Here is a 14,739-nt window from a genome sequence, read left to right as displayed (position 1 = left end):
TTTATTGTTATGTTATAAAGTAACACTAATCTAATTATATTCAGGTACTCATTATGAGAAATATTCACCCTAAATATCAGCAAGTCTTGTTTCATGACACCAATGCAGATGCATATTTCATTATTGGTTCGACATTACAGCCTAAGCAAACAAAAGTTTATGAAGGTAAAGAATATCCATACATGACGTTAGATATTTCAAGTGCATCTCATCCGTTTTATACAGGCGAAGTTCGTCAGGCAAGCAACGAAGGCCGTGTGGCAAACTTTAACCGTAAGTTTGGACGTTTCGCAAAGAAAAAAGCATAAAGTATAGACTGTTAGACCTTTCTCCAATCCTGCCCTTAAATAGAATGAGCCTTTGTTATTTAAGGGTATTTTTTATAAAAAAACTCATCAATGATAAATAAACATATCCATTTCTAAAAAAAACAATTAAGCTTAGAGCAAGATATGATCGCATACTGTTTATACAGTTATGGCAAAGATGAGAGAGCGTATGAATTCTGACTTACCCCAAAAACGTCCACTTTATATTCCTTATGCAGGCAATACGTTATTAGAGCTTCCTTTATTGAATAAGGGTTCAGCATTTAGTGAAGATGAAAGAACACGATTCAATTTACATGGTTTAATTCCTCACGTTATTGAAACGATTGAAGAGCAAAGTCAGCGTTCATACCAACAATACAGTGCATTTAATAGTGATATTAATAAGCACATCTATTTAAGAAATATTCAAGATACCAATGAGACATTATTTTTTAGACTGATTGAAGATCATTTGTCTGAAATGATGCCAATTATTTATACACCAACAGTGGGTGAGGCATGTCAGCGTTTTTCTGATATTTATCGCCGTCATCGTGGGGTATTTATCTCTTATCCTGACCGTGATCATATTGATGATATTTTACAAAATGTGAATCGTAAGAATGTCAAAGTTATTGTGATTACAGATGGCGAGCGAATTCTTGGTTTAGGTGACCAAGGAATCGGTGGAATGGGTATCCCAATTGGTAAGTTGTCTTTATATACCGCATGTGGTGGAATTAGTCCTGCTTATACACTGCCAATTACGATTGATGTTGGGACAAATAGTCAACAATTACTCAATGATCCGATCTATATGGGATGGCGACAACCGCGTATTACAGGAGATGAGTATTACGAATTTGTCGATCATATTATTCGTGGAATTCGCCGCCGTTGGCCAAAAGCATTAATTCAATTTGAAGATTTTGCACAGAAAAATGCATTACCACTATTGAATAAATATCGCGATAAAATTTGTTGTTTTAATGATGACATTCAAGGGACGGCAGCCGTATCTGTAGGTAGTTTGATTGCAGCGAGTCGCGCTGCGGGTAAAGCACTTAAAGATCAAACAATCACTTTCTTGGGTGCAGGTTCAGCAGGTTGTGGTATTGCAGAACAAATTGTGGCACAAATGGTGGCAGAAGGGTTAACTGATGAAGAAGCGCGTGAACGTATCTTTATGGTTGACCGTTTTGGTCTAATTACAGATAATCAGCCGAATGTTTTAGATTTCCAAAAGAAACTTGCACAAAAAGCGTCTGTGGTTGAATCTTGGGATACAACAGATGTTATTTCTTTGCTGGATGTGGTGCAAAATGCGAAACCAACCGTATTAATTGGTGTATCTGGTCAGCCGGGCTTATTTACCGAAGAAATTATTCGCACGATGAATACACATTGTGAGCGTCCGATTGTATTACCGCTTTCAAATCCAACATCGCGTGCAGAAGCTGTACCTGCCGATATTGTTCAATGGACAGAGGGTAAAGCATTAATTGCAACGGGCAGCCCATTTGCACCAGTAAACTATCAAGGCAAACTGCATAATATTGCGCAGTGTAATAACTCGTATATTTTCCCAGGTATTGGTTTAGGTATTATTGCATCGGGTGCAACGCGTGTAACAGATAGTATGTTAATGGCTTCAAGTACAGCATTGGCAGACTGTTCACCGTTATTGCATGATACACAAGGCGATTTGTTGCCAGATGTAAATGATATTAAAGCAGTATCTAAAGTGATTGCTTTTGAGGTGGCTAAAGCTGCAATTGCAGCAGGTGTTGCACCAGAAATTTCAGATGAATTGCTACAAAAGAATATTCAGGATAATTTTTGGACGCCTGAATATCGTCAATACAAGCGTGTACCATTCTAAAATTGAATTTTTAGTAAAAAACACGTGCTAGTCACGTGTTTTTTTATAATTTACTTTTAATCATGAGAAAGTCGATTAGAATATAACAAACAGTAACCTGATGATTGGCACTTCATTGACAAAACGTTTGGGCATTTTTCTGTGCCTTTGCGCATGGAGTTTACAACTTAATTTTTTCTTACAGCCTGTTTTGCAATCTGCAGATCATCAACAAGGTTCACTCTGTGAAGAGCTTCGTATTAGCTTTCCACATCAAGATACTTTACATTCTTCTCATTTTCATCGCACTCAAGTACCACATCAAAAGCATACTTTACATGTCGTTTGCCTATTCTGCTTATTGTATAGTCACGCTTTACCGTGGTTTCCTCAAGTTGAATTTGAGCATGTAAAATGGCTAAGTATATTCTTATTTTTATATGTATTTCGGCTAAAAAATCCTGATATTCGTATTAGAAAATATTGTTTTCCTTTGAGTCAAGCGCCTCCACAAATTATTTAAATTTTAAAAGTAATGACTCAAATAATTGGAAAGGATATTGAAATGACAACAAATGTAAAAAGTTCAGGTAAGAAAGGCTGGCTCGGTGTAATTATTGCGACAGTATGTGGAGTGTTGTTTTTAGGCTTTTTATTTTTATCAATGCAACATGATACACGCAATGTAAATGAATACGCCAAAACATGGTCAGGCGATGGCCAGTCTGCAAGTGAGCCTATGAATATGGATCATATGTCAATGCAACATGACCATAATATGTCTGAGATGAAGCACGACAAGAACTAGGAATAATAAATAAAACAGGCAGATAATCTGCCTGTTTTACTATGTAATTAGTGTTTAAATTTTGACATTGCGTATGTTCCATAATCGTAATTTGCAACCACTGCACCAAATTTATTTAAGCTTTCGGGTGCATCTAATTTTGGAAGTTTTATTTCAATCAATGTCAGTTGTGAAGTATCATTTTCTAAATAACTAAGTGTGTCTTGCAAATCTTGTAATGTTTCCACGTGGAACGTTCTTGCTTCACCGTAGAAAACATGAGCAAGTTCGGTGTAACGCCAGTTTTGGATATCATTGTATTTTGCTTGTTGACCTAATATTTTACGTTCTACTGTGTAGCCACCATTATTTAAAATAAAAATAATAGGTTTGAGCTGATGGCGAATAATTGTAGAAATCTCTTGTACAGTTAATTGTAAGGAACCATCACCAATAAATAGAAGATGTCTTGCTTGTGGACTGGCAAGTAAAGTGCCTAATAAAGCAGGCAATGTATAGCCAATTGAGCTCCAAATCGGTTGAGAAATATATTTCGCTTCAAAAGGTAAAGGAATACTATTTAAGCCAGAACTTGAACAGCCTGCTTCCCCTAAAATAATATCGTTTGGTTTTAAAAAATTTGCAATTGATGGCCAAAGTGTTTTATGACTTAGAGCATCTTTAGGGTTATTCTTTTTAATCGTCAATGTCTGGCTTTGATGTATAGGTTGACTGTCATTTTCTATATGAAATGTTTCATGAATAAGCCCTAATATTTCGATCCCTTCAAAATTCTCATCATCAATTGAAACACTATAGGGTTGAATGGTGATTCTGTTTTCAGGCAATTGATAGTGAAAAAAACCAGTATTGATGTCTGCAAATTGAGTTCCGAAGCAAATAAGACAGTCAGATGTTTCTACAGCGGCTTTGACATTAGGTAAAGATGCGATGCCACTATATGTTCCAAGGTAGTAAGAGGCCGATTCAGAAATAATATTTTTAGCCGTACCTAAGATGGCTAAAGGAATTTTCTGTTTTTCGGAAATATGTTGAATTGCCGATGCAAAACCAAATTTATCAGCCAGATGGTCTATTAATAAAACTGGATTTTTGGCTTCTTGAAGTTTGGATTGAATTTTTTGAGATACCCGTTTTAAGTAGTCTTTATCTGTTTGGTAATGTTGGTATTGGAAGGGTTGAGTCGGTTGTTTAATACGAATATGAGTAATGTCGGATGGTAGTTGGATATGAACAGGTTGTTTATATCGTAGACATGCACTGAGTACACGATCTAATTCATCGACAATATTTTCTGGGGTTAATCTTGTCTGTGCTACAGTAAATGGTCGCATACAATTCATAATATGATCATAGTTCCCATCTAAAAGTGTATGGTGAAGCGGAGCACCATGCTTGACAGCATGTAAAGGTGGAATGCCAGAAATATGCACAATGGGAACATGCTCTGCAAAAGCACCCGCAATGCCATTAATTGCACTTAAATCTCCAACCCCATAGGTGGTGACCAAAACAGAAAGCTGTTTAATTCGAGCATATCCATCTGCTGCATATGCTCCATTAAGCTCGTTACATGTGCCAATGAATTGCAGCCCTCTATCTGCTTCTATTTGTTCTAAGTAAGAAAGGTTAAAGTCGCCAGGTACACCAAAAACGTAAGTAATACCTGCTTGCTTTAAACGTTGGTTTAGGAAATCCCCAATAGCTATATACATTTTTATTCCTTGTGTGACTTGTTTTTGATTAATTTTTATTAGTGTGCGGGTATTTATTCTTTAGTTTAAAAAATAGACAAATATCTTGTGTAATATAAAAGCAATCTTTTTATATTTTTTTGTACGAAAGAAATGGGTAGACATAAATAATGAGATTATATTTTTATAAATATCTTTCTCATAAATAATTAACTTTAACTTTTTTGAACACTAAAAATTATTGTATTTTTATGGTTTCACCTCTCTAAGGTTGGTATAAATTTTGCTTTATTTACAAATAAATAACGATTATTTTTAATCGTTATTTCTGATATTTGAATCAGTTCTTATTGATTGATTTTTGTATTGGCAGGTATATGATAGCGAAAGAAGTTAAATAATAAGTTTATTATTTAACTTCTTTTATTTATATAGAACCAAAAAGTTCTGAATAGAAATGAGCCCAGTAAATTGCAATAAATAATATATTTATCCAATATAAAATTTATGTGTGATGAGCTGCTCGAAATAGCGAAAAGGTCAAGGAACACATGTCAAACCTTTCTTATGTAAATGAAAATACAGATGCTTGGCAAACTTATTTAGCGCAGATTGATCGTGTTGCGCCATATCTAGGTGATCTCAAAAATTATATAGATACATTGAAAAGACCAAAGCGCGCATTAATTGTTGATGTACCGATTGTTATGGATGACGGATCGATTCAACACTTTGAAGGCTATCGTGTGCAGCATAATCTGTCACGTGGTCCAGGTAAAGGTGGTATACGCTACCATCCAAGTGTAGATCTAAATGAAGTCATGGCTTTATCTGCATGGATGACCATTAAAACTGCTGTATTAAACTTACCTTTTGGTGGGGCAAAAGGCGGTGTACGTGTTGATCCTAGAAAACTATCGGCACGTGAGTTAGAGCGTTTAACACGCCGTTTCACGACTGAAATTAGCCCTGTTATTGGTCCACAGCAAGATATCCCTGCACCAGATGTGGGCACAAACCCAAATATTATGGGTTGGATGATGGATACATATTCGACTCAGCATGGGCATACTGTAACAGGTGTTGTAACAGGTAAACCTGTGCATCTTGGTGGCTCGCTAGGGCGTGTACGTGCAACAGGTCGTGGTGTGTTTGTAACTGGCTTACAAGCTGCGAAAAAAATTGGTTTATCTATTGAAAATAGCAAGGTAGCAGTACAAGGCTTTGGTAATGTAGGTAATGAGGCCGCTTACTTGTTTAGTCAAGCAGGTGCAAAAGTTGTTGCTGTACAAGATCATACTGGAACAATTTTTAATGCCGATGGACTCGATGTAAAAGCGCTACAAAACTATGTAGAAGAGCATCAGGGTGTTGCAGGCTTTGAAAATAGTCAGAAAATAGAGAATGAAGCCTTTTGGGATGTAGAAATGGATATTTTCATTCCTGCTGCTTTAGAGGGACAAATTACAGTAGAACGTGCTGAAAGATTATCTGCAAAAATGGTGCTTGAAGGTGCGAATGGCCCGACATATCCAACTGCTGATGATGTATTGTTAAGTCGTGGTGTTACTGTTGTACCTGATGTTATTTGTAATGCTGGCGGTGTAACGGTCAGTTATTTCGAATGGGTACAAGATATGGCCAGCTACTTCTGGAGTGAAGATGAAATTAACGAGCGTTTGGACAAGTTAATGATTCAAGCAATTGAAGATGTTTGGAATACTTCTGAAGAAAAGTCATGTAGTTTACGTACGGCAGCTTATATTTTAGCATGTGAACGTATTTTAAAAGCCCGAAAAGAACGTGGAATATTCCCAGGCTAATCTCATTTAAATAGATTTTTAAAATGCTTGGGTAAATCCCAAGCATTTTTTTTGATGAATGAAAAATAAAATAATTTTTTTCAGTCGTTTTGTTTATGATAAAACTAATATAGAAAGTCATTTATACAATAGAGGCATAAAATGCAATCGCAAGATCAAATAACTCGTCAAAATTTTGATGATTGGATGGTTCCCGTATTCTCTCCTGCTGCGTTTATTCCAGTCCGAGGAGAGGGTTCTCGTGTGTGGGATCAACAAGGTAAAGAGTATATTGATTTTGCTGGTGGAATTGCTGTAAATAGCTTAGGTCATGCTCATCCTGTTGCTGTAGATGCACTGACAGAACAAGCCAAGAAGTTATGGCACGTGAGTAATATTTATACCAATGAGCCTGTATTACGTTTAGCAAAAAATTTAGTCGACAATACATTTGCAGATAAAGTTTTTTTCTGTAATTCGGGTGCAGAAGCGAATGAAGCAGCTTTAAAGCTTGCAAGAAAGGTTGGCTTAAAAATAGGTGGTGAGCATAAAAATCAGATTGTCTCTTTTAAAAATTCATTTCATGGAAGAACACTTTTTACAGTAACAGCAGGTGGACAACCAAAGTATTCTCAAGATTTTGCACCGTTACCAAAAGGTATAGAGCATATTGAATATAATGATTTGGCTGCTGCAAAATCTGCGATTACAGAAAATACGTGTGCTGTCATTGTTGAGCCGATACAAGGTGAGGGTGGTGTTGTACCTGCAAGTCTCGAGTTTTTACAAGGTCTACGTGAGTACTGTACAGAAAAAGGCGCCGTACTTATTTTTGATGAGGTGCAAACAGGTGTAGGGCGTACAGGTAGTTTATATGCTTATATGAATACAGGTGTAACTCCAGATATTCTAACTTCTGCAAAAGCATTAGGAGGTGGCTTTCCAATTGGTGCCATGCTGACGACAGATCATTTTGCGAATATGTATTCAGTGGGTGATCATGGAACAACATATGGTGGGAACCCACTGGCAAGTGCTGTTGCAAATGCTGTATTTGAGTTTGTAAACACAGATACTGTTTTGCAAGGTGTCAAAAATCGTCATAAACAGTTTGTTCGTGGTCTTGAAGAAATAAATAAATCGACTTCAATCTTTGAGGAAATTCGTGGTCAAGGCTTACTGCTTGGTGCAGTGTTAAAATCTGAATTTACTGGTCAAGCAGGCCGATTAATGAATATCGCGAGTGAGTTTGGTTTACTTGTATTGGTTGCAGGCCCAAATGTCATTCGATTTGCACCTGCATTGGTTATTTCTGAAGAAGAAGTAGAAGAAGGTTTAATCCGTTTTGCGAAGGCAGTACAGCAATTTCTAAATGCCTCTTAAGTATTACGTTACAGCAGATATCAAAATATTTTCTCTGATATCTGCTGTATTTAAAGGAAATAATAATGAAAACGATTGGTCTTTTAGGTGGCATGAGTTGGGAGTCTACCGATCTATACTATCAACAAATTAATCGCGGTATACAACGTGAACTTGGCAGTTTGAATTCTGCTCAAATTATTTTAAATAGTATTAATTTTGCACAAATTGAGATATTACAACAACAAGGAAAATGGAAAGAGGCAAGTGATTTTTTAACAAGAGAAGCTATTAAGCTACAGAATGCAGGTGTAGATGGTATCGCATTGTGCACGAATACCATGCATATTTGTGCTCCAGAAATTATAGATGAGCTGAATGTACCTTTCTTACACATTGCAGATGCAACCGCTCAAGCAGTTTTACAGAAAAATATTCGACATATTGCTTTGCTTGGCACACTGTTTACGATGGAGCAAAATTTTTATAAAGATCAATTACAAAGTCATGATATTAAGGTTACCATTCCTCACGTCGAAGATCGAAAATTTGTGCATAAAGTTATCTATGAAGAGTTATGCTGTGGGCAGATTCATGAGTCTTCTAGACTTCAATTCATAGAAATTATTCGTAAATTAAAAAATGAAGGAATACAGGGTGTTGTTTTAGGGTGTACAGAAATAGGAATGCTTCTTCCCGATGAAAATATTTTAAATATTCCACTTTTTGACACGACTAAAGCACATGTAAATCAGATTATTCAGTTTATGCTAGATTGATTAAGATGAGCTGTCTAAGCGATAGTATTGATATTTTACCCCACTGTCGTGGTAGACCTCATATGTAGGTTGTTTGTAGTCAGACACCCATTCTGTTCCTGTATAACCTGCAATATGCCCATAGCTATGACGTTTTGTTCTTTTTATAATATAAATGTCACCTTCTAGAGGCTGGTCAAAAGCAGGTTGTATTTTTTTATAACCTAAACTTTCTAACGTTTGCCCCCAGTCGGATGCGGCAATAGGATGTTGTAATATTTTCGCTCCCGCCGTTTGTAAGGCAATTCGAATACTTTTGGCACATTGAAACTGGCTTACAGTCGCAGAAATATTTTCTAACGCTTGTGTAAATTTGCTGATATTAATATTGGAAAGGACGTTATGGTAAGTTATTTGTGTTGAATCTTTTGACTCTTCTGAAAAATAAAAGAAAGTTTTTAATCGCTTGTGAAATGAAGTAGAGGATATATTTTTTTGAGAGAGCATTGGAATACTCGGAGTACTTATAAATAAATTATGTGTGATTGGTGATTCAATATTACTTATATCAAAAGTGTATGCACTATGAATCATAAACTATCCTAAAAGTTGTTGTATATATTGTTTTATTTAAGCGTGATTTCAATCATTTTAAAGAATAAGTAGGAAACCTTAAAAATATATTTTTTAATGTATAAAAAAAGCAGATTTTTTTTATCGAACGTCCATGATTTAAAAATGTTGTAAGTTACCATTTAATATTATATTTTATAAAAAAGCAGGGCGAGAAATAAGACTTTACGGCTTATTTTTTGTTCGTATTTTAATCAAAGAAAATAAATTATGTTGCAATGCTTGGATTATACAAAAAATCGATTATGATAAGGCAAATAAAATTTATTACAGTTGCTGACAAGTGATAAAAGTGAATTACTCTAAAATATTTCTGATAGGTTTCTTTTGTACAAGTATTACTGGTTGTACAGTTGTTTCTGGTTTACAAACATATAATGTTCCAGCAGAAGGAATGTACAAAACTGATTTGGGTACAACAGTAAATGTAATTCCTTTAAATCAAAATACAATTCCTCTAGGAATACAGTCAAATATTAATAATCTTGCACAGTACAGAGTACTTTTTGATACTCAGCAACATATCTATAGAATGTATCCTGGCGATATTCTGTCTATTCAGTTATGGAATTATCCTGAAATAGCGCCTCCTTCTACAACAATTAGTAGTGATCAAACAGCACAAGCTTATGGTTATCCAGTTGATCAGGAAGGTTATATTCAACTGCCTTTAATCGGACAATATAAAGCAGAAGGTAAAACACTTTCACAAATTAATAAAGATGTTAAGCATCTATTTAGTCGTTATTTAAAAAATCCAGATGTGTTGGTTCGAGTTGTTTCTTACCAAGGAAAACGTTATTCAGTGCAAGGTAATGTAACAAAAGGTGGTCAATACTATTTAAGTGATCAACCTGTAAGTTTATATGCTGCACTTGGTATGGCAGGTGGCGTAACAACGACAGGGGATAGTACATCTATTTCACTGGTTAGAAATGGTCAAACCTATAACCTGAACACACTTGCCTTAGAAAAAGCTGGATTTTCGCTAAATCAACTACTTATTCAGCCAAATGATACAGTGTATGTGAATGCTAAAGCAGACAATAAAATATACTTGATGGGTGAGTCTGGGAAGAACCAAGCATTGTCTATGCGAGACCAAGGCATGAGCTTGGCTGATGTAATTGGCGAAGGTTTAGGCTTAGATCCCGGCTCTGCAAATTCGAGCAAAGTTTATGTAGTAAGAACGGACCCTAAGCAACGTAGTACAGCGATTTATCACTTAAATCTTTCAAATATTGGTGATTTTGGCTTGGCAACTCAGTTTGCAATGCAACGTAACGATATTGTATATATTGATGCAACAGGTTTGACACGTTGGCAACGTGTTGTGAATCAAATTATTCCATTCTCAAGCACATTATATACGCTTCAGCAATTAGGTAAGGACTAAAAAATGCTTATAAAGAACGTATTGGTCGTTTGCATCGGAAATATTTGCCGAAGCCCAATGGCTGAATATTTTTTAAAAAAAGAGTGTCCTGATCTGAACATATCCTCTGCAGGTATTTCTGCTTTAGTCGATCATCCTGCTGATGATAAAGCTAAACAAACAGCCCAAAGGTTTGATGTTAATTTAGAACCCCATACTGCAAGACAACTTAATCAAGCATTGGTGTCTGATGCTGATATCATTCTTGTGATGAGTTCGCGACAACAACGACATGTTGAACAAACTTGGCCTGTAGCAAAAGGTAAAACATTTCGTCTTGGTCATTGGCAAGATAAAAATGTCGCTGATCCATTCAGACATGAACAATATGTTTTTGATGAAACAGCCGATTTAATTGCTGCTTGTGTAGCAGATTGGAAGAAAAAATTAACAAATTGATGCAGACACTATGAGCTATTCAACAGTAAAAACAGAAGATACAATTGATTTAAAAGAATTATTTTTTTCCCTGATTGCCCAATGGAAACTTATTAGTATCTGCATATTAGTTAGTTTATTATGCGCAGTTTTATATTTAAGAGTGACCCCAAAAGTCTATGCTGTAGATGCAATGGTACAAGTGGAAGACAAAAGTGGTTCTTCATCTGCATTATTAGGTAAAGATCTTTCAGGTATTATTGGTGCAACAGGTAATCAGGTTGCAGACGGTGAAGTAGAAATATTAAAGTCACGTCTTGTACTTGGCGCAACAATTAAGCAATTAAATTTAGATATTTCTATTCAACCAGAACACGATTCTTTTCTTAAGAAAGTATTTAGTCCACTACACTTTAACAAAAGTTATTCAGAGCAAGGTGTAGAGGTTAAAGATGGTGGTCAAAATTTTATAGTTAAAAAATTACAAGTACCTCAGCAATTTTTAGATGCTAAACTTTTACTGACTTTTAGTAACGGTGCATATACTTTAACTGATACGGAGAGTAATAGTGTATTACTGAAAGGCCAACTAAATAAGTTAGAAACATTAAGATCTCCTTCTGGAGAGGAATGGCAAATAGAAATTGATGGTAATAGTCAGCTAAGAAATAATTATCTTTTAACCAAAAATGCAATTACAACAGCAACTACTAACTTTTTAAGTGGTTTTTCTGCACAAGAACAAGGAAAACAAACCAATATTATTGGTCTGACTTATCAAGGGACAGACAAAGAGCTAATTACACATGCATTAAATAATGTTTTGATTAATTATAAACAACAAAATATTGAAAGTAGCTCTGCACAAAAAGCACAAACTTTATCTTTTCTAAATAAGCAATTACCTGAGTTACGTACAGACTTAGATGATGCAGAGAAAACTTTTAACCGTTTTCGAGAGAAAAATAATACCGTTGATATTAATCAAGAAGCACAGCTATTTTTAAAGCAAAGTGTAGATTTAGAAACTCAAAAAATCGTGCTTAAAGAAAAGCAAGCAGAGTTTGCAACAAAATATACAGCACAGCACCCAATGCTGCAGCAAGTGAATGCACAATTAACTGCAATTGATAATAAAATTTCTGAATTGAATAGTAGTCTAAGAAAATTACCCGAAACCCAGCGTCAATATTTACAGTTGTATCGAGAGGTTGAGGTTAAGAATGAGTTGTATACCAATCTTTTAAATACATATCAAACCATGAGTGTCGCTAAAGCGGGTGAAATTGGAAATGTACGTATTATTGACACTGCTGTAGAACCTGTAAAGTCGATAAAACCTCGTTCTTTAATTACTTTATTACTTTCAGTAATTATCGGATTATTTTTGGGTGTTATTATTTCTTTAGTACGTAATCTGATGCGTTCAGGTATAAAAGATACTTCCGAGATTGAGAGTGAATTTGATATTCCTGTTTATGCGACTGTACCTCGTTCTCCGCAGCAACTACTTAAAGATAAAATACTTAAGAAAAAGAAAAATGTCCCTGTTCTTGCACTTAAAGACAGTGACGATATTGCAGTTGAAAGTCTAAGAAGCTTACGTACAGCGATTCATTTTGCACTTGCTAAAACAGCAAATAAAGTGATTATGATTTCAGGCGCATCGCCTGCTGTAGGTAAATCATTTATTTCTGCAAACTTAGCTGTTATTTTAGCGCAAAGTGGCAGCCGAATTCTTCTTATAGATGGAGATATGCGTCGTGGTTACTTACATAAATACTTTAGTCATGAAAATGAACAAGGCTTAGCAGAAGTTCTTACAGAGAAGGCAAACACTCAGACTGTATTAAAAAATACCGAGTTAGAGAATTTACAGTTTATAGGACGTGGTAAAAATCCATCACATCCTTCTGAAATTTTAAATACAGGCCTATTTGAGCGTATGCTCGATGAGCTAAAAACACAGTATGACCATATCATTATTGATACACCTCCTGTTCTTGCAGTGACAGATGCGACCATCGTTTCACAATTTAGTGATGTGAACTTGGTTGTAGTTCGATTTGCGAAAACTGATAAAAAAGAATTAGAGTTAACACTAAATCGTTTCTTAAATGCGGATAGTCAAATTCACGGCGTTATTTTAAATGACATTCAACGTAGTGGTGGATATGGCTATAACTATAGCTATGACTATAAGGCAAAAGAATAAAATACAAAGAACTTGCTTGAGGTAAAAAGAATGAAATTACAAAAAAAATGGATGATACCTTTACTCACTATGGTGTCTTCTACGACATTTGCTCAAGCATTTTTAATGAATGATGCAAGTTTAAAATCTGATTTGAATTGGTTAAACCAACAAGGTGTTATTCAGGTCACGACATCGACTTGGCCTTTGAGTACAGCAGCGATTCAGGATGCTTTACAGCATGCCAAACCTGAAAATACAGCACAACGTAAAGTACTCGATTCAATTCAAAGAAAAATTGATGAGGGTAATACCCTGAGTCAAGTTGAATTAAAAGCATCGACCGATCGTAATAAATTACCTGCAACCTTTGGTAATGATAATGCATCACAAAATCGTGCAAGTTTTACATTGCAAAAAAGTACAGAGAATTGGGATGCTCATTTACAAGTTAATGCAGAAGACCGACAACGCATTGATAACGGCAATAATGTGAATGTAGAAGGTTCTTATTTAGCTGGAAAGATTTGGAATCAATGGATTAGTTTTGGCTCAGTCCCTACATTTTGGGGGCCTGGTCATGACGGTAGCCTTATTCGAGGCGATGCAACTCGACCTGTTCCTGGTTTCTTAATGCAAAGAGCAGAGCAAAAAGCTTTTGAAACAAAATGGCTTTCTTGGATAGGACCTTGGCAATATCAAATTTTTGCAGGTCAATTGCAGCGTTATACTGCTGTTCCTAAAGCAAATTTAATAGGTATGCGATTGACAATACAACCTTTCCAGTCTTTAGAGCTAGGAGCATCTAGAACATTTCAAATTGGTGGCAGAGGTCAACCAAGCGATTTTGATGCCTACTGGAATGCATTTATTGGCCGAGACAATGCGTATGAAAACAATAGTTGGGTAAATAATGATAATGCATCTAACCAATTAGGTGGATTTGACGCACGATTAAGTTTACAGCCATTGTTCAATATACCTGTAGGATTATATGGACAAATGATTGGGGAAGATGAATCTGGTAAATTACCTTCAAGAAATCTTTATTTAGCAGGTATCGATTTCTCATCAAATTATGGTGAATTACCATATCAATTATATGCCGAGTGGGCAGATACTCGTACCAGTGGTAAGGTAGAAGGGTATACATACAACCACCATCAATATACAGACGGATACTATCAATACGGTTACCCAATCGGCCATGGTATGGGTGGTGATGGTCAAATGTACTCTTTAGGTGGAAATATTCAATTAAACGCGACCAACCGTATTACAGGTCGTTTGTTATATGCGAAGCTAAATCAGTCTAATCTAGAAATTAATAAAGCATTTCCAACAAATGATAAAATGAAAGCGATTGAACTGGGTTGGGAAACTCAAGTTAAATCAGACATTCATGTGCAAGTGGGTGCATGGTTAGGTGACTCAGATTACTTAAAAAATGACAGCGGTGCATCTCTTAGTATAAAACTCCCTTTAAACTTCTAAATAAAAAAA

At 35.6% G+C, this 14,739-nt stretch carries 13 protein-coding genes; 11 read left to right on the top strand and 2 right to left on the bottom strand.

Annotated elements, in window-relative coordinates; all coding sequences use genetic code 11:
* Nucleotides 1–50: 50 nt before the first annotated feature.
* The 4 genes from OZX61_RS11345 (at nucleotide 51) to OZX61_RS11330 (ending at nucleotide 2,980) form a co-directional block, all read left to right on the top strand.
* Nucleotides 51–308 carry a type B 50S ribosomal protein L31 gene (locus OZX61_RS11345; RefSeq protein ID WP_195772458.1) on the top strand — a complete coding sequence of 86 codons (258 nt, stop codon included), beginning with the start codon at nucleotides 51–53 and terminating at the stop codon, nucleotides 306–308.
* Between the two features lie 190 nt (nucleotides 309–498).
* Nucleotides 499–2,193, top strand: coding sequence for an NAD-dependent malic enzyme (locus tag OZX61_RS11340; RefSeq protein ID WP_277094840.1), 1,695 nt, complete (start codon nucleotides 499–501; stop codon nucleotides 2,191–2,193).
* A gap of 115 nt (nucleotides 2,194–2,308) precedes the next feature.
* Nucleotides 2,309–2,695: a hypothetical protein gene (locus OZX61_RS11335; RefSeq protein WP_277094839.1), complete on the top strand. Its 387-nt coding sequence runs from the start codon at nucleotides 2,309–2,311 to the stop codon at nucleotides 2,693–2,695.
* 42 nt (nucleotides 2,696–2,737) lie between these two features.
* A complete protein-coding gene (locus OZX61_RS11330; RefSeq protein WP_195772444.1) occupies nucleotides 2,738–2,980 on the top strand; it encodes a hypothetical protein in 243 nt (80 codons plus the stop codon).
* A 47-nt stretch (nucleotides 2,981–3,027) separates the two neighbouring features.
* On the opposite strand, the gene OZX61_RS11325 is transcribed toward OZX61_RS11330, so the two are convergent.
* Nucleotides 3,028–4,695, bottom strand: a complete 1,668-nt coding sequence (locus OZX61_RS11325; RefSeq protein ID WP_277094838.1) for a thiamine pyrophosphate-binding protein — start codon at nucleotides 4,693–4,695, stop codon at nucleotides 3,028–3,030.
* Between the two features lie 530 nt (nucleotides 4,696–5,225).
* Between OZX61_RS11325 and OZX61_RS11320 the strand changes: the two genes are divergently transcribed.
* The 3 genes from OZX61_RS11320 to OZX61_RS11310 all read left to right on the top strand — a co-directional run bounded on the left by OZX61_RS11320 (nucleotide 5,226) and on the right by OZX61_RS11310 (nucleotide 8,617).
* Entirely contained in the window at nucleotides 5,226–6,497 is a 1,272-nt protein-coding gene (locus OZX61_RS11320) for a Glu/Leu/Phe/Val dehydrogenase (RefSeq protein ID WP_195772442.1), read from the top strand.
* Nucleotides 6,498–6,638: 141 nt separating this feature from the next.
* A complete protein-coding gene (locus OZX61_RS11315; RefSeq protein WP_196337689.1) occupies nucleotides 6,639–7,859 on the top strand; it encodes a bifunctional succinylornithine transaminase/acetylornithine transaminase in 1,221 nt (406 codons plus the stop codon).
* Nucleotides 7,860–7,924: 65 nt separating this feature from the next.
* Complete coding sequence (locus OZX61_RS11310; protein ID WP_277094837.1) at nucleotides 7,925–8,617, top strand: aspartate/glutamate racemase family protein; 693 nt, start codon at nucleotides 7,925–7,927, stop codon at nucleotides 8,615–8,617.
* Here OZX61_RS11310 and OZX61_RS12935 read toward each other — a convergent pair whose 3' ends face one another.
* Complete coding sequence (locus OZX61_RS12935) at nucleotides 8,618–9,190, bottom strand: CHAP domain-containing protein (protein ID WP_196337687.1); 573 nt, start codon at nucleotides 9,188–9,190, stop codon at nucleotides 8,618–8,620.
* 346 nt (nucleotides 9,191–9,536) lie between these two features.
* On the opposite strand from OZX61_RS12935, the gene OZX61_RS11300 reads away from it, so the two are divergent.
* Genes OZX61_RS11300 through OZX61_RS11285 form a run of 4 tightly spaced genes read left to right on the top strand, consistent with a single transcriptional unit; the run spans nucleotide 9,537 to nucleotide 14,730 of the window.
* The gene (locus tag OZX61_RS11300) at nucleotides 9,537–10,625 is read left to right on the top strand and encodes a polysaccharide biosynthesis/export family protein (protein WP_277095662.1); all 1,089 of its coding nucleotides are present in this window, start codon (nucleotides 9,537–9,539) and stop codon (nucleotides 10,623–10,625) included.
* Nucleotides 10,626–10,628: 3 nt separating this feature from the next.
* A complete protein-coding gene (locus tag OZX61_RS11295; protein WP_196337686.1) occupies nucleotides 10,629–11,063 on the top strand; it encodes a low molecular weight protein-tyrosine-phosphatase in 435 nt (144 codons plus the stop codon).
* A 10-nt stretch (nucleotides 11,064–11,073) separates the two neighbouring features.
* Nucleotides 11,074–13,257, top strand: coding sequence for a polysaccharide biosynthesis tyrosine autokinase (locus tag OZX61_RS11290; RefSeq protein WP_277094836.1), 2,184 nt, complete (start codon nucleotides 11,074–11,076; stop codon nucleotides 13,255–13,257).
* A gap of 30 nt (nucleotides 13,258–13,287) precedes the next feature.
* Nucleotides 13,288–14,730 (top strand): capsule assembly Wzi family protein, encoded by a 1,443-nt coding sequence (locus OZX61_RS11285; protein WP_277094835.1) that lies wholly within the window; start codon nucleotides 13,288–13,290, stop codon nucleotides 14,728–14,730.
* Nucleotides 14,731–14,739 lie beyond the last annotated feature (9 nt).

The sequence above is a fragment of the Acinetobacter sp. ESL0695 genome (assembly GCF_029392135.1).
GTDB lineage: Bacteria > Pseudomonadota > Gammaproteobacteria > Pseudomonadales > Moraxellaceae > Acinetobacter > Acinetobacter pollinis.
This window is presented reverse-complemented; position numbering and strand designations above follow the sequence as displayed.

Excerpts from the sequence above, each read along its gene's own strand:
- OZX61_RS11340 (WP_277094840.1), top strand. The coding sequence starts at position 499 with ATGAATTCTGACTTACCCCAAAAACGTCCACTTTATATTCCTTATGCA.
- OZX61_RS11330 (WP_195772444.1), top strand. The coding sequence starts at position 2,738 with ATGACAACAAATGTAAAAAGTTCAGGTAAGAAAGGCTGGCTCGGTGTA.
- OZX61_RS11325 (WP_277094838.1), bottom strand. The coding sequence starts at position 4,695 with ATGTATATAGCTATTGGGGATTTCCTAAACCAACGTTTAAAGCAAGCA.
- OZX61_RS11320 (WP_195772442.1), top strand. The coding sequence starts at position 5,226 with ATGTCAAACCTTTCTTATGTAAATGAAAATACAGATGCTTGGCAAACT.
- OZX61_RS11315 (WP_196337689.1), top strand. The coding sequence starts at position 6,639 with ATGCAATCGCAAGATCAAATAACTCGTCAAAATTTTGATGATTGGATG.
- OZX61_RS11310 (WP_277094837.1), top strand. The coding sequence starts at position 7,925 with ATGAAAACGATTGGTCTTTTAGGTGGCATGAGTTGGGAGTCTACCGAT.
- OZX61_RS12935 (WP_196337687.1), bottom strand. The coding sequence starts at position 9,190 with ATGATTCATAGTGCATACACTTTTGATATAAGTAATATTGAATCACCA.
- OZX61_RS11295 (WP_196337686.1), top strand. The coding sequence starts at position 10,629 with ATGCTTATAAAGAACGTATTGGTCGTTTGCATCGGAAATATTTGCCGA.
- OZX61_RS11290 (WP_277094836.1), top strand. The coding sequence starts at position 11,074 with ATGAGCTATTCAACAGTAAAAACAGAAGATACAATTGATTTAAAAGAA.
- OZX61_RS11285 (WP_277094835.1), top strand. The coding sequence starts at position 13,288 with ATGAAATTACAAAAAAAATGGATGATACCTTTACTCACTATGGTGTCT.